This window comes from Exiguobacterium sp. s181, from assembly GCF_018617125.1.
In the GTDB taxonomy this organism is placed as follows: domain Bacteria; phylum Bacillota; class Bacilli; order Exiguobacteriales; family Exiguobacteriaceae; genus Exiguobacterium; species Exiguobacterium profundum.
The window spans coordinates 240305-256278 of the sequence record NZ_JACSJM010000002.1 but is presented as its reverse complement, the minus strand read 5'-3'; the positions used below and the strand labels follow the sequence as shown (position 1 = coordinate 256278).

Annotated in this window: 25 protein-coding genes; 6 read left to right on the top strand and 19 right to left on the bottom strand. The window is 41.3% G+C overall.

All coding sequences use genetic code 11. The annotated features are described in order from the left end of the window. Positions 1-2 precede the first annotated feature (2 nt). The 5 genes from KNO70_RS07610 to KNO70_RS07590 form a co-directional block, all read right to left on the bottom strand. Positions 3-1322 (bottom strand): PBSX family phage terminase large subunit, encoded by a 1320-nt coding sequence (locus KNO70_RS07610; protein WP_214811935.1) that lies wholly within the window; start codon positions 1320-1322, stop codon positions 3-5. Continuing rightward, positions 1315-1806 carry a terminase small subunit gene (locus tag KNO70_RS07605; RefSeq protein ID WP_214811932.1) on the bottom strand — a complete coding sequence of 164 codons (492 nt, stop codon included), beginning with the start codon at positions 1804-1806 and terminating at the stop codon, positions 1315-1317. Before KNO70_RS07605 ends, KNO70_RS07610 begins: the two co-directional genes overlap by 8 nt. 133 nt (positions 1807-1939) lie before the next feature. After that, positions 1940-2383, bottom strand: a complete 444-nt coding sequence (locus KNO70_RS07600; RefSeq protein WP_214811929.1) for a hypothetical protein — start codon at positions 2381-2383, stop codon at positions 1940-1942. A gap of 286 nt (positions 2384-2669) precedes the next feature. Beyond that, entirely contained in the window at positions 2670-3149 is a 480-nt protein-coding gene (locus KNO70_RS07595; RefSeq protein ID WP_214811927.1) for a hypothetical protein, read from the bottom strand. A gap of 103 nt (positions 3150-3252) precedes the next feature. Continuing rightward, complete coding sequence (locus tag KNO70_RS07590; protein WP_214811924.1) at positions 3253-3723, bottom strand: hypothetical protein; 471 nt, start codon at positions 3721-3723, stop codon at positions 3253-3255. Between the two features lie 71 nt (positions 3724-3794). On the opposite strand from KNO70_RS07590, the gene KNO70_RS07585 reads away from it, so the two are divergent. Next, complete coding sequence (locus KNO70_RS07585) at positions 3795-4175, top strand: DUF2513 domain-containing protein (protein WP_214811922.1); 381 nt, start codon at positions 3795-3797, stop codon at positions 4173-4175. A gap of 202 nt (positions 4176-4377) precedes the next feature. Here the strand turns inward: KNO70_RS07585 and KNO70_RS07580 are convergent, their stop codons facing one another. The 8 genes from KNO70_RS07580 to KNO70_RS07545 all read right to left on the bottom strand — a co-directional run bounded on the left by KNO70_RS07580 (position 4378) and on the right by KNO70_RS07545 (position 9090). After that, a complete protein-coding gene (locus tag KNO70_RS07580) occupies positions 4378-4602 on the bottom strand; it encodes a hypothetical protein (protein ID WP_214811919.1) in 225 nt (74 codons plus the stop codon). Further along, on the bottom strand, positions 4599-4826 hold the full coding sequence (locus tag KNO70_RS07575) for a hypothetical protein (protein WP_214811916.1): 228 nt from the start codon (positions 4824-4826) through the stop codon (positions 4599-4601). The genes KNO70_RS07580 and KNO70_RS07575 overlap by 4 nt, the downstream gene beginning before the upstream one ends. A 198-nt stretch (positions 4827-5024) precedes the next feature. After that, positions 5025-5165 (bottom strand): hypothetical protein, encoded by a 141-nt coding sequence (locus KNO70_RS07570; RefSeq protein ID WP_214811913.1) that lies wholly within the window; start codon positions 5163-5165, stop codon positions 5025-5027. A 13-nt stretch (positions 5166-5178) separates the two neighbouring features. Then, positions 5179-5796 carry an ATP-binding protein gene (locus KNO70_RS07565; RefSeq protein ID WP_214811910.1) on the bottom strand — a complete coding sequence of 206 codons (618 nt, stop codon included), beginning with the start codon at positions 5794-5796 and terminating at the stop codon, positions 5179-5181. 190 nt (positions 5797-5986) lie between these two features. Continuing rightward, complete coding sequence (locus tag KNO70_RS07560) at positions 5987-6742, bottom strand: DnaD domain protein (RefSeq protein WP_214811907.1); 756 nt, start codon at positions 6740-6742, stop codon at positions 5987-5989. 10 nt (positions 6743-6752) lie between these two features. Next, positions 6753-7652, bottom strand: coding sequence for a recombinase RecT (locus tag KNO70_RS07555; RefSeq protein WP_214811891.1), 900 nt, complete (start codon positions 7650-7652; stop codon positions 6753-6755). Positions 7653-7654: 2 nt separating this feature from the next. Then, the gene (locus tag KNO70_RS07550) at positions 7655-8608 is read right to left on the bottom strand and encodes a YqaJ viral recombinase family nuclease (protein ID WP_214811888.1); all 954 of its coding nucleotides are present in this window, start codon (positions 8606-8608) and stop codon (positions 7655-7657) included. Further along, positions 8605-9090 (bottom strand): hypothetical protein, encoded by a 486-nt coding sequence (locus KNO70_RS07545; protein WP_214811884.1) that lies wholly within the window; start codon positions 9088-9090, stop codon positions 8605-8607. Before KNO70_RS07545 ends, KNO70_RS07550 begins: the two co-directional genes overlap by 4 nt. Before the next feature lie 116 nt (positions 9091-9206). On the opposite strand from KNO70_RS07545, the gene KNO70_RS07540 reads away from it, so the two are divergent. Continuing rightward, on the top strand, positions 9207-9347 hold the full coding sequence (locus tag KNO70_RS07540) for a hypothetical protein (protein ID WP_214811881.1): 141 nt from the start codon (positions 9207-9209) through the stop codon (positions 9345-9347). A gap of 191 nt (positions 9348-9538) precedes the next feature. Here the strand turns inward: KNO70_RS07540 and KNO70_RS07535 are convergent, their stop codons facing one another. Both KNO70_RS07535 and KNO70_RS07530 read right to left on the bottom strand, forming a co-directional pair. Then, entirely contained in the window at positions 9539-9685 is a 147-nt protein-coding gene (locus KNO70_RS07535) for a hypothetical protein (RefSeq protein ID WP_214811866.1), read from the bottom strand. 17 nt (positions 9686-9702) lie between these two features. Beyond that, the gene (locus KNO70_RS07530) at positions 9703-9933 is read right to left on the bottom strand and encodes a helix-turn-helix transcriptional regulator (RefSeq protein ID WP_214811863.1); all 231 of its coding nucleotides are present in this window, start codon (positions 9931-9933) and stop codon (positions 9703-9705) included. 139 nt (positions 9934-10072) lie between these two features. Between KNO70_RS07530 and KNO70_RS07525 the strand changes: the two genes are divergently transcribed. Both KNO70_RS07525 and KNO70_RS07520 read left to right on the top strand, forming a co-directional pair. Next, positions 10073-10729 (top strand): LexA family protein, encoded by a 657-nt coding sequence (locus KNO70_RS07525; protein WP_214811848.1) that lies wholly within the window; start codon positions 10073-10075, stop codon positions 10727-10729. Positions 10730-10998: 269 nt separating this feature from the next. Continuing rightward, complete coding sequence (locus KNO70_RS07520) at positions 10999-11484, top strand: hypothetical protein (RefSeq protein ID WP_214811834.1); 486 nt, start codon at positions 10999-11001, stop codon at positions 11482-11484. Between the two features lie 67 nt (positions 11485-11551). Here the strand turns inward: KNO70_RS07520 and KNO70_RS07515 are convergent, their stop codons facing one another. The 3 genes from KNO70_RS07515 to KNO70_RS07505 all read right to left on the bottom strand — a co-directional run bounded on the left by KNO70_RS07515 (position 11552) and on the right by KNO70_RS07505 (position 13677). Continuing rightward, on the bottom strand, positions 11552-11740 hold the full coding sequence (locus KNO70_RS07515) for a hypothetical protein (protein ID WP_214811831.1): 189 nt from the start codon (positions 11738-11740) through the stop codon (positions 11552-11554). A gap of 46 nt (positions 11741-11786) precedes the next feature. Beyond that, the gene (locus KNO70_RS07510) at positions 11787-12464 is read right to left on the bottom strand and encodes a hypothetical protein (RefSeq protein ID WP_214811828.1); all 678 of its coding nucleotides are present in this window, start codon (positions 12462-12464) and stop codon (positions 11787-11789) included. Positions 12465-12735: 271 nt separating this feature from the next. After that, a complete protein-coding gene (locus KNO70_RS07505) occupies positions 12736-13677 on the bottom strand; it encodes a hypothetical protein (RefSeq protein ID WP_214811825.1) in 942 nt (313 codons plus the stop codon). 38 nt (positions 13678-13715) lie between these two features. Between KNO70_RS07505 and KNO70_RS07500 the strand changes: the two genes are divergently transcribed. Together KNO70_RS07500 and KNO70_RS07495 are read left to right on the top strand one after the other, a co-directional pair. After that, positions 13716-13964 carry a hypothetical protein gene (locus KNO70_RS07500; protein ID WP_214811822.1) on the top strand — a complete coding sequence of 83 codons (249 nt, stop codon included), beginning with the start codon at positions 13716-13718 and terminating at the stop codon, positions 13962-13964. 222 nt (positions 13965-14186) lie between these two features. Next, positions 14187-15614, top strand: a complete 1428-nt coding sequence (locus KNO70_RS07495; protein WP_214811819.1) for a recombinase family protein — start codon at positions 14187-14189, stop codon at positions 15612-15614. A 9-nt stretch (positions 15615-15623) separates the two neighbouring features. Here the strand turns inward: KNO70_RS07495 and KNO70_RS07490 are convergent, their stop codons facing one another. Further along, a complete protein-coding gene (locus tag KNO70_RS07490; RefSeq protein WP_251030083.1) occupies positions 15624-15962 on the bottom strand; it encodes a helix-hairpin-helix domain-containing protein in 339 nt (112 codons plus the stop codon). Between the last annotated feature and the right edge of the window lie 12 nt (positions 15963-15974).

Sequence of the window (15974 nt, the reverse complement as noted above, 5' to 3'; positions counted from 1 at the left end):
GCTTACCCCCTTACTTTTAGCGCTGCGGCTTGTGGTCTCATGTCCCGCTCCATTGCGTAGCGGGTTGAGTCGATTGCGTGGTTGTTCTTGTCCTCGAGCTTGGCCTTCGGGTTTCCGTCTCGGTCCGTCTGATAGTCGATGTCCTCGAACTCTTTGGCCGTCTGTGGTGTCCGCTCTGGGTCGATGATGATCTCGTCCAGGTCGTCCAGCCACTTCTCTCCGAACTCGACGCTGTCCGGCCCTTTCTTGGCCCCGATGATGCGAGAGAAGCCCAGTGAGCGGAGGTCAGCAATCGATTTCGGTTCTGCGGAGTCCGCGATAATCTCGTGGGTCTGATAGCCCTTGGAGATGACCCATTCAGCCAGTTGGCGGTTCGACAGCTTGACGCCATACAACTCGTCGATGAGGTAGAGGCGTCGCCTTGTCTTATCATAGTGCCAACGGACAAAAGCAAGCGGGTCCGTAGCATAACCGAAGTCGATACCTTGGCGGATGTTGTCAAACTGACTGACCTCTTCGTTCGTGATCTTGCGGAACGTGAGGTTATTGAACGGTACGACGCCGGACCCAATGGCCTCGCCGAGATACTCCCAACGATATTTGGCCGAATTCTTCTTCTTAACGTTCTCTGCCTCTTCGATGAACCGTTTGGATAGATGAGGGTTGTCCAGGTATGTCGAATGGTCGACGAACGTGTTGGGCGGAATAAAAGCCGACTCATATTTTTTGTTGACCCAGGACTGTTTGCGCTTGGGTGGGTTATATGAGTAATAGAACGAGTAGTCGAAATCGAAATAGTTCTTTCGCTTGGACTCTGGGCTGATGGTCCCTTCCAATTCAGCACGAAGGACCGAGTTCTCGATTGTCGTGACCTCGTCCTCTGTTTTGAATTCCGCGAGCTCCTCAATCCAAAGGATGGCGACCGGGAACTCTGCGTCTTTAATGGATTTCAACTTCTCTGGATCGTCCGCTCCGGCGAAATAAATCTTGTTACCCCGAGGTTTGTATGTGATCTCGAGTTTAGACGGAACGAACTTAAAGAGATGACTGACACCCATGACGATACACGCGGCCTTGATCTGTGCGAACACTGACTTGGCCACCGTGTTCTGTACCTTCCGGATAGCAAGAGCAGATACCGGATACTCGATGATGTCCGTGACAATACGCAACGGGATATGGAACGACTTTCCGGAACCGCGTCCGCCTTTTAGTACGTATCGAAGATGTTCCTTGCAGCGGGACACGACCCAAAATCGTTTGAAATGGTCCGTGATGAGTTCGTTCATGCTGACCCGTTTTTGTTGCTGCAGTTTATTCATCCAGGACCACGTCGTCCACGATGACGACACCCACGTTCCCATCGAGGTCGACTTTGTCCGTGAACAAGGCGTACCGCTTGCCGAGCAATTCGGCCGCTTTGTTCGAGTCCGACAATTTCGATGGAATCTCGATGATTTCCGGAATCTCTTTCTTGTTGATGACCTTTCGCATGGTCCCTTTCTCGTCCGGTTTGTAAGTGTGCTCCTCAGTCATCAGTGTGACGACGGTGTGCTCCTTCTCTTCCCGACGCATGACTCTCGTGAGATAGCGAAGCACCTCATCTTGTTTCGCAATCAGTTCGTCGTCCTTCTGGTCCATCAATTCCTTAATGAATTCTGAAACGTCAACATTGGTCAACAGGCGTTGCCCCTGACTTTTTGCAGTTTTCTCGCTATAACCAGCTCGAGTGGCTGCTCGTGTCGCATTGAGGTCGATGACGTACTCACGAGCGAATCGCTTTTGTTTGTCGTTCAACTTCCTCATGATGTCCATCCACCTCCTTTGAGTTGTAACGTTAAAACCACTCCCGATGAAACGATAGGAGGACGTGAAAGTTTTTTCGCCATCTAAAACGGTTTTAGGACAACAAAAAAGGTGCCCATAGGCACCCAGAGAGTTAAAAAAACCATCTTCTTGGCTTTAATGATTTAATTATTCTTTCCCTTTCTTCCATCACAACCCGAGTCACGTATCCATTAATATCGAAATATCTACCTTTATCTATGGAAGAGCCTAAAAGCCTTCCAGCGAATCCATTCATTATCTCATCTAATTCGTTTTGAGCTGAGTCAATTATATTTTTAGGGACTTGGTGCGCGTAGTTAAAAAGTAATGTATAAACTTCCATATATTCTGAATGAGTATATCCAATCTCATCTTTATCTTTAGAAACTTTCGCTTGTTCAGATATCTTAAATATTGGATTATAAACTTTAATTAAAAGAATTTCTTTTTGAGAAAAATCAAAACTCCTCCAATCACCCCACCTTCTAAATGAGTATCCTAGTACTGCCCCAGATAATGCATAAATTATTGGAGATATTATTTTTATTAATTCCAAAATAAAATCGACTCCTTAAATTATTTTTATAGATTTATTCTTTTCGCCTAACATTTCACTTTTTTTGCCATAAGAAGAAAATATCTCGCACTTAATCGACTCGTGCTTTTATATAAACTATTTACGAAGAAAAGCCACCGACGACGCCGGTAGCTTATAAAAATACAAATCTCGATTTATTCAAGTATATGATAGGTTGGTGCTTGAAGAATTCCTATCTTTCCCCTGTTTTTATACTGTTTTATACCTGGTTCTAGCATTTGTTTAAAATATCGTTTGTTGCTTTTTATCTAAATCTTCGGTTAATGTTTTCGAGAAAAGCATTTACCACTGTGACGTAGAAATTTTTATCTAAATCTATACCATTTAACTTAAAATTATTCGGTCCTGTTGGATCTAAACTTAAACAATCCCTTACTTCGTTTCGGGCTACATTATATTTTTCTTTTACTTCCTCCCCATTCTGATCACGCACTGATAAAGTTACTGAGATCAAACTTTGATCCAAAGAGTTATAAATTGTAACAGAATTATAACTACTTTCTTCCTCGCTACTAATGAAAATACTAAAGCTATTTGTCTTCACTTTTCCGATTTTTAGAGTACCGTCAGATAACTCAACCAATTCTTCAAAACCTTGCTTCAAAACCTCAAACGTCCTTCTTAAATCCCCTAGATAGTATCTTGAAAAATGTAAATCTGCCAATTCTAATGTTTCATTTAAAAATTCGTTACGCGGAATTATTGATTCTTTAATGTTGCTCATTTTTTATCATCTCCTTTCTATAATTTTCCCATGGGAAAAAATGTTATCAATTCTTTTATTTATCTTTTTTTTGTGGTATATAAGTTTAATCAATTATTTATTTTTATGACCAGAGCCTAAACACATCAGCTATTTGCCCTCGAAGTCCATCTAATGCCTTGTAGTACCGATCATTCCCCCACCCCAGCTCATCTCGGACATGGATATCCTTGCGCCGGCGTCTTTTGTATTTGTAATCCCAAACGGTCAACTCGTCCTCGGCTAAGTAATTGCGTATAGTTTTCATCTTTTCGAATTCACTTTTAAGTACAACCAGTTCTCGTTCAGCTTCAACAATCATCTGATCATAGTGCTGCTGTTCTTTTAAACGATGTGGATGATTCATCGACTCACTGGCAGCATAGTTAACAGTCAGATAGGACCGAAGACTTATCTCCGGTCCACCATTGATGGTTTCCTCTGCCTGTTGGATTAGCAAAGGGAGTCTGAAATATCGATGAAGCAATTCATCTACTTGTCTGCGTAATCGCTTGTCGTCTTTGACACGCGTTTCAATCCACTTTAATTGTGCCAACTTTTTACCCTCCTTTTATTTTTTTCAATTAATAACTTTGGTACGATTAAATGAAAGGTGGTGAAAAAACAATGCGGTTAAACCAGGAATGTGTTCGAAGTGTTCTTCTGACTTTAGAAGAAATCAATACCCCAGTAAGACCAACGATGCTAAATGATTTATTAGACTCTCCACGACTAACTGATTACTCCGAAGACGATGTGATTTACACAGTTCAAACATTAATCTACGCGAATTTCATCGATGCAAAACCTCTTAGAACTTTTGACAGCATTGATTACATGATTTATTCAATAACTTGGGAAGGTCATCAATTCCTTGATACCATCCGGGATGAGAAAGTATGGCGAGAAACTAAAAATATTGCTAAGACTTTCACTAGTGCCTCTTTAGATATTCTTTCAAAGATTGCAACAGAAGTAATGGTTGGGTTGATTAAAAAACAGCTTTAAGTACATTCTAATTCGGAATGTACTTTTCATTTTGTACTTTTATTGATTAAGATTAGTTATTTCACTCATCCCTCATACTTAATCACCTTCAGCATTTCGCCGCCTTTCTGTTGAATGAACTGCTCACACTCTGCTTTCGACCGTTTCCATGTTACTATCTTTTCGTGACGCCCATCTTTGACGTAATAGATCCGGACGAACATCAATCTTGTTCCTCATGGTGTTTGACGAGAGAACGTCCGCATAACGATTCAATCTGTTCAATGGTCATCATCTTGACGAGTCGATCTAGTGATTGAAAGTATGTCGCGCGAGGAATGACTTCGTAGTAGCCATTCTTAAAATCGATACCGCTTGCGACAGGGTGACCCTTATACATGAAGGTGACTCGGTTTTTGAGTCTCTTATTAGGGATGATTTGAATCATTCCGACCTCTCTTCCAAGACCTGCAACATCACGCGAGTCGTAGCTAGTTCGGCCATGATGGCACGTGAGGGTGAGCTTTCTGCGTTCCTGACAATCATTTCGATATGATTGATTGCGTTTGTCAGAACGTCACACTCTCTTTCTTTCAGTTGCAGTAGCTGCAGTGCATCGAGTAACATTTCGTTCTCTGTTTCCAAATGCCTAACCCTTTCCTGGATATCCATTATTTCATCCTCCATTTTTCATGAATGTTCCAAGCAATGTATCCAACACAGATGACAATTCCAGCTATCACGAATTCCGTCTCAGAATCAATCATCTCTCAAGTTCCTGAACGTGTTCATACGACCAAACGAGGATAATGATTAATGTAACGGCAGGGACTGCCACGATAGCAGCCGCTGCCATGATTCCCAACATCGTCATGCGACTCGATCCTCTTCCAGTCTCTTCAACAGTTCGTCAAATCGACGCTCTGCCTCTGCAATCTTCTCTGGGTCCGTTTCAATCACGGGCTTATAAGCCCAACAATTGCCGTCTACTGTATATTCAAATAGGTCCATATCTATCTCTCCTTTACCACGCCAATTTCTCTTTACGACGATGACTCGCTCCAACCATCGAATATCGTTTCAAGTCGTCGACCATCCTGTCATAGTTGCGACCTCCGATTTTCTCTTCCAGCATTTCTGCATCGAGGTTTGTCGTGTAGATGGTCCGCTTCCCTTGGCGGCCGTCTAAGATTAAGAAAAGCTTGTCCTGACACCACGCTTCGCGACCGCTCTCCGCCCCGATGTCATCGAGCACTAGTAGCTCTACGCTATTGATAAGCCCGATTAGTCCATCTTCGGTGATTGTAGAATCTCGGTTGTACGTCTCCTTGATCTTGCTGAACAGTTTCGGGACGCTGATGAAGAGCGCGGTATGCCCGTTGTTGATGGCTAATTTCGTGGCACTGATGGCCAAGTGGCTTTTCCCGGTACCGTACGACCCATATAGGAGCACGTTTCCTGGTAACCACTCACTCACATATCTCCGCACTGAGCGAGCAACTTCTCGGAAATCTTCATCGGTGGTAATAAAATTGCTGAACGTGGCGTCCTTGATTTTCTCGTTCACAAGCGAGTTCTCGTTGAAGGTCTTCAAATGTCTCTGCATCTTCTTGGCTTTTGCTTCTTGCTGACGTTCTTGCATATAGTCCAGCACCTCACATCCGCAAGGTGTCCACGATTCTACTCGTTCTTGTGTTCGTGGGTCATAGAATTTAGTGAAGTGATATTCGGATCTGCAGCGCAGGCAACAAGACTGATTCGAATTCTCGAACTTGAATCGACCCACCAAACCGGTTGATATTCTGCTAACATGCTCCATCATTCAGTCCTCCTTAATCGAAAGTTGGTTTGAACGTCGAAGGCGCTCCACCCTTCTTCATTTGTTTGTCTTGTTTTTGACGGGCTTCGTACTGTTCCAAGGTTTTAATGCCATGCTCATCTCTTAAGTTGTTGAGAATGCCCGCAGCATAATCCCATTTCTTACCGCGTTCGATGCCGATTTGAATCGCTTTGATAATGAGAGGCCCTTCTATTTCTTGCTGCAGGTAAATCTCAATTGCCTTTATTACGAGAGGAGGGATGTTCCCATAGTGACTTTGATAAAAGTCGACGACGACTTGACGGCTTTCGTCGTAAGAGTTGCTGTCGTTTGCAAAAGGATTAGTCGTCGTCTTAGTCGTATTATTCTTAGTTAAGTTATTCTTAGTTAAATCATTATTAGTAGGTGCAGGTTTTCTACTGTAGTTTTTCTGCTGCAGGTTTTCTACTGTAGAAAATCTACACTGGATAGGTATCTCGTGAATGGTGATATCATAGTGGCCCAAACGTCCTTTTTCATCACGAGTCCGTTCTTTAGCTAGATAGCCATGCATCTCTAGTTCGTCTAACGCTGTCTCAATAGATACACGACCATCCTTAAAATGACGAATTAGTTCCTTTTGGTAAATGACCCAATCGTCTGGAAGGCTCAAAATATAAGCAAGTACACCTTTGGCTTTTGCAGATAACTCGGGGTTCTGTAGGAACCCCTTGTCCATCATCACGAAATTACTTTCTTTTCTGACTCGATTAATTCGTCCATGTCCCATCATCTACACCTCACAAGAACGGATCTTCGACAGCTTTTGATTTTGATTCTTCTGGCTGCACGTCGACGATTGTAGCTTCAGTTCCGTTATCGACAAATGAAGTATCAATGATGGCCTGACTAGTTACGGCTGACTGACGTACTCGAGATACGCTGTTATCCGCATTAATGAGCTCACCAAGATGCTGCACCTCTCCGTTTTCCTTTTCAATGGACAGAGGGGCCGTTTTTAATAGACGAATAATGACGGTCTTTTTGGCCATTTCGACAAAATGGTCTTTCCACGGTCCCACGACTGCACCGTTGTACTTGGATTTGGTGAACCGGTCACGGTGATTCTCAATCTGCTCTCGAGTCATGACTACGAAGTCATTCCCGCCATCTTTGAGGTGATAGACGGCATACACATGAGTGACCTTATCCGGGTCTGATTCTCCACAAGGCACGTGATGCAAATCTTTATTGAGTCCATATGCATATTCGAACTCGTCTCCTTCATACACTTCATGTGCATACAGTTGCTTCAACTCGCCAGAGCGACGAGCTAAGTCAATCGCCCCTTTAAAGCCCAGTTGAAATTGCGCCTCCATTTGCTTCGTCTTTCCGTTATAGAATGGCAAGATGTAAGCATGTCCAATGAGGTTCGGCTCGACTCCAAGTGCCGCGCAGTTGACGATTGCGCCGACGAGGGTCATCTCGTCACATTCGAATAGCTTTGGGTTCCGAGTTGCGGCGCTGATTGTCAGACGTGCCAAGCGTTCGGGTGTTACATGCTTTGGAACAAGCGACTGGATTGCCTTATAGTTGTCGTTGATGAGCGATTTGAGTCTTCGTTCGTTATCCCCTGCTTGCGCCGGCGCTTGTGCGCTTCGATTCGCTAACTGATTTTTTACGTCTGCTGTTTTTGCCATGATCATTTAGCCTCCTTGATTGCAAATCGTCTTGTTGGTTTTCCGCTTTTGATGCAATGTGTGTAGATTTCCGGATGCTCGAGTTTCAGTTTTTTCGAGTCGATGGTTTCGCGTGGTTTGACCGTCTTCCATTCAACAAAATGATTCTGAGCAATACCGATTTCCGCTTCACCAATCAATGCCTTGAGTTTGTTTTCTGCTTCCGTCTTTTGCACTTTCAATTCTTCCAATTGTTCGCTTGTTTCTTGATATTGTTTAATCAAATCTTCTGCTTCATCTGGAAGCTCTGTTTCCGAACCTTGTTCTGCTGTCGAGAACATCCGGCCAAGTAGATCACTCGATGCTTTCGAACCATCGTAGGCCGGTGGCACTCTCTTGAGCACATGGTTGTTCCAGAAGTCAGAAGCAATTTCGATGATGAACTGAATCATTTCTTCGTCTCGTTCGATACGTTTGTAGATAAACTTTTGACCACCGACAAGAACCGCAATCCATGCTGCTTCATATCCAGTAACCGCGAGATAATGCATAACTTGGATAATGTATTCTGCTGGTATCTCGTCCGCCTCCCATTCCTTCAAGCGGTAAACAGAAGACGTCTTGCACTCGAGTATCTCTTTCTTACCGACCAAGACCCGGTCTAGGTTCGCAATCATATAGGGATGGTTTGGGTGTGCAAGCATTCGATTGTCCCGACGTACCTTATGCCCTGTCTGAGACTGAAACTCTTTCGCGACAACGTCTTCAAGAACATTGCCCCAATAAGCGGCCTCCCCTGCGACGTCTTCGATCTCGGTTTCTCCGACCTTGTCTAAATAGACGCTCATCGATGACTTGTATTTGTTTAACCCTGCGATGGCAGAGATGTCTGAGCCGCCAACCCCGTTGCGGCGCATTTCTAACCATTCATCACGACTCATCCCGCTCACGTTCGCCAGTGCAATCACGTTATTCATTTGGTATCCTCCTCGATTTTCCGAATGTATTCTTGCTCTTCCTCCCACGACATGAACTCATCATGTTCACGGTCCGTTCGATAAACACGAATGCTACTATTTCTCATGTCGATCCGCTCCTTTTCAGTTGGGCATTGGCGTGGAATTTCAAACAGTCTTCTTACCTTCAAGAGATATAGTCCTTCTGAGCGTTCTCGTGTGGTAGCCAAGGTGACAAGTGCATATTCGACGGCTGCCAACCAATCAACAAATTTGTATTTATGGTTGAACTCCATATGAGAGAGCGTCAATGCGTCCGTGCAAAACATCTCTTCATTTTTCAGCTCGGCCATGCACGTGGTATACTGTCTCCATAAGATATAGTTACGTGCTTGATCTTCATCAAGGACAATTAGGTTGACCAAATAGTCCAATCCTTCGCGACCTTGACTCAGACGTTCTTCTACGATGCCACGTAGGGCGTTATCTAAAAGTTCATTCACAGCTATATCACTTCTTTCCGGACCGGCTCCGCATGCCCGGTCTTTTTTTGTTCAATATTTTTCAATTAAAGTCATTCATCTTCCGTGATATCCTATTCTTGGAAGGTGGTGAATTAATGCCTAACAAAAAGCAGACTTCAAAGTCAGTAGCGTCGAAAGCTAGCAAGCTACTCTCCAAAAAAGGCACCAGCAAAAATGTGAAAACTGTAGCTGCTAGTGCTCTTGCTCAAGCAAAAACGGCGCGTAAGAAAAAGTAACTAGCGAGTCAATTAATGTCTTATTAATCCAAATCAAATCGGTCCCTTGACGGATGCCAATCAAGTCTTCGGAGATCGATTTGATTTCCTCAGGTATATCAGCGACTAATTCAACATTTTCGTAAATGTCGCCGCTAATCATTACAATTTTCTTTAGATTCAACGCCTCACACTCCATTCTTAGTTTTTGTTCATTTATTCAGCTTCTCTTCTTCCCGAGCTTTGGCCGCAGCTAGACGAGGAGCCGAGGTCTTTTTAAAAAACTGGACCATCGCTTTAGCCGTCTGAGGTGAAATACCAAAGTCTGCAGGGCTTTTTCTCAATGGACGTTGTTCCATGTATAAAACTCCTTTCTTTAAATCGCTACACATTTATCTAACTTAAAGTTAGGTTTAACTCTAAAAAAAATAATCTCATCTGTTTCACACTCAAATAATTCAGCTAATAAGAGTGCTTGACGAATAGTAATTAATTCTGGATTCTTCTCTAATTTAGAGTAAGTTACATAGTGAACACCTAAATAATCTGCTACATCTGCCATTTTCAGATCATGATGAGCACGCCATTCCTTAAGTGTACGTTTCATCGTATCACCCCCTTGAACAAACTATAACCTAACATAAAGTTAGGTGTCAATCATAAAAACTAACTTTTAATTAATGATAAAACACTTTACTCTAACTTTCATTCATATTATTCTTAATCTAAAATTAGGAGGTGATAGTTTGGATTTCGCAAAAAATATTAAGAAATTACGCGAAGAGAAAAATTGGAGCAAGAAAGAAATGGCCGATTTTTTACAGGTATCCGATGTAACAATTCACTATTGGGAAACTGGAAGAAATGAACCTAGAATGGGAAGAGTCGAAGAAATTGCAAAGAAGTTTGATATTAAAGTTTCTGAATTAATCGGAAAAAGTGCAATCGATGCTTCCCTCCCCCCCGACGCCATCACTCGGATCACTTCATCGAATTATAAAATCCCAGTGTACGGCAGCATATCGGCTGGCATCCCGCTCGAGGCGATCGAGAACCTGACGGAGACGTCGGTTCCGGATCACGTTATTCTCAAGCATGGAGAAGATAATCTATTTGGTCTGCTTGTAAGAGGTGATTCGATGAACAAGATTGTCCACGATGGTCATTACGCTATCCTGTGCAAGACGGATCGTGTGGAGTCTGGTGAAGTGGCTGCGGTAATCGTGAATGGTTATGACGCTACGTTAAAGCGCGTCATCTTGTTAGATCGAGGAGTCTTGCTGGAGCCATCAAGTTACAATCCGGAACATACGCCAAAGATGTATCTCGATGAGGAAGCTAAGGACATTAAAGTGATTGGCAAGTTGGTGGCCGTTATGTCGCCGCCGGACTTTAAGTTTTAAATATTTTCTAAATAATAACGAATTACAAAAGTATTTTTTGTCCTTTATACGCGATTCAAATACTTTTTGATTTCGTTACGTTCTATTTCTCTAAAGCAAAAGTATTGCATTTGACGCCACTTGGCGTCTTTTTTATTCGACAGCATTGAAGATATTTGTCGAATCATTCCTACTGCAAGCCAATATCGTTAGGTAACTATATTCTTACATTTTGATATGATTGTATTAATAACGGAAGTAAATAAAATTAATAGGGAGTGTATAAATCGATGGGTAAGTTCGAAAAAATTAATCACCGTTTTGCTATCGTGGAGTATCCTATTACATTACAAGAAATGGACGAAATTAAGATGGAGTTTCCTAAGTCTGAACGTACTTTTTACGAAATCACTCTAAAGGCTTTGAAAAAGTCTTTAAAACCAACAGACGAAATTTTTGGATTTGAAGGTGTCCAACCAACATTCGCTCATATGGGTTTTCTCGTTCTATTGCAAAACGAAATCATTCTCTCTATTCATAAAGGTGGATTAATGCCTAGCGCAACACTGGAACGAATACCGATGAATAAAATTACTGAAGTAGATTTCGACATTATCCCTGCCCCTATAAATCCGTTCAATGTAAACGAAGGTGAAATCCACATTACATATAAAAAAGGATTCGGATCTAAAAAATATACTATTCGTAATGTGCCGACAATCAACCTGGATAGTTTAGTCTCTCGCATCCGAGGCTTCGCTAATGTATCAGGCTGATTTATAACTATTATGTTTCTCATAATAAAAGAAACTCATCATATGCGATGAGTTTCTTTTTTGTTGTTCAATTATCCACAATCTTAGGTTTCTTATTGCCACCATAATAAATCATGGATGCGGCAATAATAATACAAATTAATCCACCAAGACCTGTAGTAATTATAGAAAGTTGTTCGTCAAAAAATGCTTTGCTGATACCAAGGAATATAAGAAATAGCCACCCTATTAGGTTAATCTTAGTTTTTTTAGACACTTTAATTCCTCCTAATAAACCAAATACTTACTATACTTTTTACAGATCAATATCTTACAAGTGTAATGTATGCGGCTGGATAATTAGATGTCGTATTTGGTTTAACTGTTAACTTTACTCCTGTAATCGTACCTTTAAGTATCATAATAGCTGAATCTTTCCACCACGAAGTTTGACGATTCATCAGATCAGATGCAGTCCAAGCAGTCACGGTCGCGGCAATACCCGTAAAGTTCGACATACCAGCAATACGTGTAATTGCATAAACTGCAGCACTATCTGTTAACGGATTAGAGATAAAAAATGGCCAATCATACTTATTGTCAATCGAATCAATTACTCTTATCACTTCAGCCTTACGAAAATATCTTACATAACCAGATGTACCGCCGGATGGTGGTTGAACCACGGCCATTGGTGAAATACTAGACTTTGATAAAGAAGCAGCTAACTTTGTGGGAGCAGTTAGATTTTCTTCTGGACCTACACTTTTTTGGATTTCTGAATTTCTAAACGCTGGATCTTCGAGCTTAGCTTGATATTCCACTACGTGCTCTTTTGGAACTTCAGACATAATTACTTTGGTGTCATCTGAATAGAGTTCAACCTGAACTGTTTCTTCTAAACTACCTTCTGAGCCACTTTCTGCAGATGCTTTTTGGAATGGAACTAAGGTTCCTATCAATAACATCATAGCACAAAAAATCCCGACTAACTTCTTCACTTCATTTCCCCCTATACCTCTATTTAAATTACCCACAAAAAAGGTAACTTATGTTTAAATATTATTATAAATTTCCATTATTTCCAACGTTCGAATTATTATTATCAGGCTTAAGGTACATCGTTATAAATTACCTTACCCTAACGAACTATTTTGCTGTTGATATTGAATAACTGAATAAACACAAATAAAAACCACCCGTATGAATCGCCCCATAAAAGTCGGATTTCAGGTCCAACTTTAAGGGGCAGTTCATTGAGGTGGTTTTTAATTATAGAACTTTATAAATAAGAATTGGTTTAAAGTATTTATCATTGGTTTGAGAAGGCGTTAACATAGGAATTAATTCTGCATCAAAATATCTTGAAAATGATGGCAACATCTTCGTAATATCTTCAAGTTCACTAAGATTTTGAACAGAGTTTTTTTTGCCTGTATAATATCCAATCATATGAACCGCGAATGAATTACCATATTCCACAAATACTGACTTCATATCTACTCGAAGCCATTTCTCATAGATATATCCTTGATTCTCATTATACCTAATCATGTAAGGAGAAGGTAAAATACTCATCAAGAGCTCTAGTGTAGCTTCCACAGCCGGTCTAATTACCTCCATCTCTTCAGCTTTAATTGCGCCAGAAGATAGCCCTTGTTGCATCAGAGGTTGACTTTGAAATTCCTCAAACTTTTTAATTTTTTCTGTAAGACCTTGTGAATAGTCGTAAAGCTTTATTTCTTTGTCATTAATCTCAAAAATGCTATTAAATGACCCATTGCTCTTTTCAGACTTGATTGTCTGAATAAACATGTTGATAGCATAATCATGTAATTCTACTTCTCGAGCATGAACTAACCCTTGAGACTCACTCTCCAAAATGTTTAGCGTTTCGATACTCTCTTTAAGTCTAATGTCCTGTTTTTCGTCGCCTCCCCATGTTGCTTTACCTTTTGCAAATCCTGGTACGGAACCTTCAGCTTCATAACCAGCATCACTTTCGGTAAGTGTGCTACCTTCTTTTTCTATAAGTCCATGGCCTCTATGTTCAGTGTCCATTGATGTGCTAGAATTAGTATGTAGAATTGTTTTCAAAAGTCCTTGACCTGTTTGAGCTAGAAACGAATGAATAAAATCCATATCGGCGTAGAGATAATTTCTAATTACCATTTCTTTTTGTACATTTGGATTATTTCTCTTCTTTTTGGGCACATAAAACACTCCTTTTAAATTGAAAGTAGGTGAGCTCGTTGGAAAACATGCGTGACCTCTTTCCTCTGGCAGTAAAAAAACAGCTAGAGAAAAAAGAGAGAACGTTTCAAAAATCCGTAAAAAGATCAGAAACTTCACTTGAAAAATTCAGTGAAAAAACTCAATTAAACATTCAAGAAAAAGAAAAAGAAAACGAAGTAAAAAGAAAACGTAGACGATTAGAACAAGATAAATTAATAGAAGAATCAGATCCTTGGCTAAAAGCTATGAGAAAAGGGAGGTTTTAATTCTAACTACTAGAAATTAATACCTTCTTTTTTGTTACTTTAGAAATAAAATTTGGTTTAATCCATGTTTTACAAACAAACTTGGAAATAAGAAAAATATGACTAAATATTAGAATTTTTTTATATTACATTTTGATTATATCACCATCTATGTATAATGCAATTTATAAGAACCTCTGTTCCTAATTCGAATTTATTTCTTTTTTATTTAGGAGGATTGTAATGAAAGAAAGAAAAATAGGCCTTTATATTCGCGTCTCAACTGAAGAACAAGCAATAGAAGGCTACTCTATTTCAGGTCAGCGTGAACGACTAAAAGCGTTCTGCGTCGCGCAAAGTTGGGAAACGATTAAGTTTTATGTAGATGAAGGTATCTCTGGACGTTCTACAGAGCGCCCAGCATTAAAGAAACTGATGAAAGACATCGAGAATGGGTTAATCGATGTGCTATTGGTCTATCGATTGGACCGACTCACACGAAGCGTACGTGATTTACACGATATACTCGACTTTCTCGAAAAACACAACTGCCAATTTCGTTCAGCCACAGAAGTGTATGACACCTCGACCGCTATGGGCCGTATGTTCATCACAATCGTAGCAGCCATTGCGGAATGGGAATCGGCAAACTTAGGCGAACGTGTGCGACTTGGCCAGATTGAAAAAGCAAGACAAGGTGAATGGTCAGCTCCAGCTCCTTACGGCTTTAGGAAGAACGATCAAAAACGCCTGGAAGTAAATCCAGACGAGATTGAGGCCGTAAAACTTATGGTCCGTAAGGTTAAAGAGGGTTATAGCTTCCGCCAACTATCCATGTATATGCAGAATACCTCTTATAAGCCACGACGAGGCTATAAATGGCATATTGCATCTCTCTTAGACCTGTTGCATAACCCAGTGCTATATGGAGCTATGCAGTGGAATGACGAAATTTATGAGGGCACCCATGAAGGAATCATGAGTAAGGAAGACTTTACTCAACTCCAGAACATCATTAAATCTCGTCAGCTTCAGAAGAAACGAGAAACAAATTACAATTTTATTTACCAAACTAAAATCATCTGTCCATCGTGCGGCAATCGATTGAGCTCAGAATGTTCACGCTGGAAGAATAAAAATGGTATAGAGCGATCAGCTAACCGATACCGCTGCCAGTCATGTGCTCTAGATGGACGTGAGCCGGTAAGCATATCAGAATACAAGCTAACACTACAGCTCATTCAACACATGAATGCTCTAACCTTTGATGAAAACGATCACGAGGAACTCGAGGCTGAAAAAGATAACCTGCAACTAATCGAAAATGAGATGCGCCGCATTGAACGAGAACGTGAAAAATATCAGCGCGCATGGGCCTCAGACTTAATCTCTGACACCGAGTTCAAAAATCGAATGGACGACACTAGAAAACGCTACTCGGACTTAGAACGGCAATTAAACGTTTCTCAGGATGAAACGACTTTTGGTAATGTGAACCCTGAGTATATTAAACAATTGTCTAATGAGTTCAACCAGAATTACGAATATCTAACAGATGAAGAAAAGCGAACATTCGTACAGCAGTTCATCGAATCGATTGAACTGATCGAAGTTGCTACTGCCCCATCTGGAAAGAAAGTATACGATGTAAAAGTGGTCAGATTTTTTTAGTCTTTATGTCTACTTAGAACAGACGAAATGCTCCTGATTCAACAGTCTCAATTCATCTCGCAACAACTCATAGGCGTCTTGCGGCGAACGAATCGTCGGCATACTCGCTTTCGGTTCCTCGACGTATCGAATCCCGATCGTGAATGCGGCGAGGAGTTGCTCTGCCTTTTTCTTCGTCATCCCTTCGATTTTGCATAAATCGTGGACAGACGCTTGTGACAACGCCCGTAACGTCGGGTAGACGTCCGAGATACGACGAGCCGTCTCCATCGGGTCCGGTCCCCGTCCTCCGATTTGAAGCAATCTGGCGATGGCGGTCTCTACACTACGGTCAAGCACCATGGTCATTCCTTCACCTAC

What these genes read in the sequence shown, in the direction of transcription:
- KNO70_RS07610 (WP_214811935.1), bottom strand. Translation starts at nt 1,322, where the DNA reads ATGAATAAACTGCAGCAACAAAAACGGGTCAGCATGAACGAACTCATC.
- KNO70_RS07605 (WP_214811932.1), bottom strand. Translation starts at nt 1,806, where the DNA reads ATGAGGAAGTTGAACGACAAACAAAAGCGATTCGCTCGTGAGTACGTC.
- KNO70_RS07595 (WP_214811927.1), bottom strand. Translation starts at nt 3,149, where the DNA reads ATGAGCAACATTAAAGAATCAATAATTCCGCGTAACGAATTTTTAAAT.
- KNO70_RS07585 (WP_214811922.1), top strand. Translation starts at nt 3,795, where the DNA reads ATGCGGTTAAACCAGGAATGTGTTCGAAGTGTTCTTCTGACTTTAGAA.
- KNO70_RS07580 (WP_214811919.1), bottom strand. Translation starts at nt 4,602, where the DNA reads ATGATTCAAATCATCCCTAATAAGAGACTCAAAAACCGAGTCACCTTC.
- KNO70_RS07575 (WP_214811916.1), bottom strand. Translation starts at nt 4,826, where the DNA reads ATGGATATCCAGGAAAGGGTTAGGCATTTGGAAACAGAGAACGAAATG.
- KNO70_RS07570 (WP_214811913.1), bottom strand. Translation starts at nt 5,165, where the DNA reads ATGGACCTATTTGAATATACAGTAGACGGCAATTGTTGGGCTTATAAG.
- KNO70_RS07565 (WP_214811910.1), bottom strand. Translation starts at nt 5,796, where the DNA reads ATGCAAGAACGTCAGCAAGAAGCAAAAGCCAAGAAGATGCAGAGACAT.
- KNO70_RS07560 (WP_214811907.1), bottom strand. Translation starts at nt 6,742, where the DNA reads ATGGGACATGGACGAATTAATCGAGTCAGAAAAGAAAGTAATTTCGTG.
- KNO70_RS07555 (WP_214811891.1), bottom strand. Translation starts at nt 7,652, where the DNA reads ATGGCAAAAACAGCAGACGTAAAAAATCAGTTAGCGAATCGAAGCGCA.
- KNO70_RS07550 (WP_214811888.1), bottom strand. Translation starts at nt 8,608, where the DNA reads ATGAATAACGTGATTGCACTGGCGAACGTGAGCGGGATGAGTCGTGAT.
- KNO70_RS07540 (WP_214811881.1), top strand. Translation starts at nt 9,207, where the DNA reads ATGCCTAACAAAAAGCAGACTTCAAAGTCAGTAGCGTCGAAAGCTAGC.
- KNO70_RS07535 (WP_214811866.1), bottom strand. Translation starts at nt 9,685, where the DNA reads ATGGAACAACGTCCATTGAGAAAAAGCCCTGCAGACTTTGGTATTTCA.
- KNO70_RS07530 (WP_214811863.1), bottom strand. Translation starts at nt 9,933, where the DNA reads ATGAAACGTACACTTAAGGAATGGCGTGCTCATCATGATCTGAAAATG.
- KNO70_RS07520 (WP_214811834.1), top strand. Translation starts at nt 10,999, where the DNA reads ATGGGTAAGTTCGAAAAAATTAATCACCGTTTTGCTATCGTGGAGTAT.
- KNO70_RS07495 (WP_214811819.1), top strand. Translation starts at nt 14,187, where the DNA reads ATGAAAGAAAGAAAAATAGGCCTTTATATTCGCGTCTCAACTGAAGAA.
- KNO70_RS07490 (WP_251030083.1), bottom strand. Translation starts at nt 15,962, where the DNA reads ATGACCATGGTGCTTGACCGTAGTGTAGAGACCGCCATCGCCAGATTG.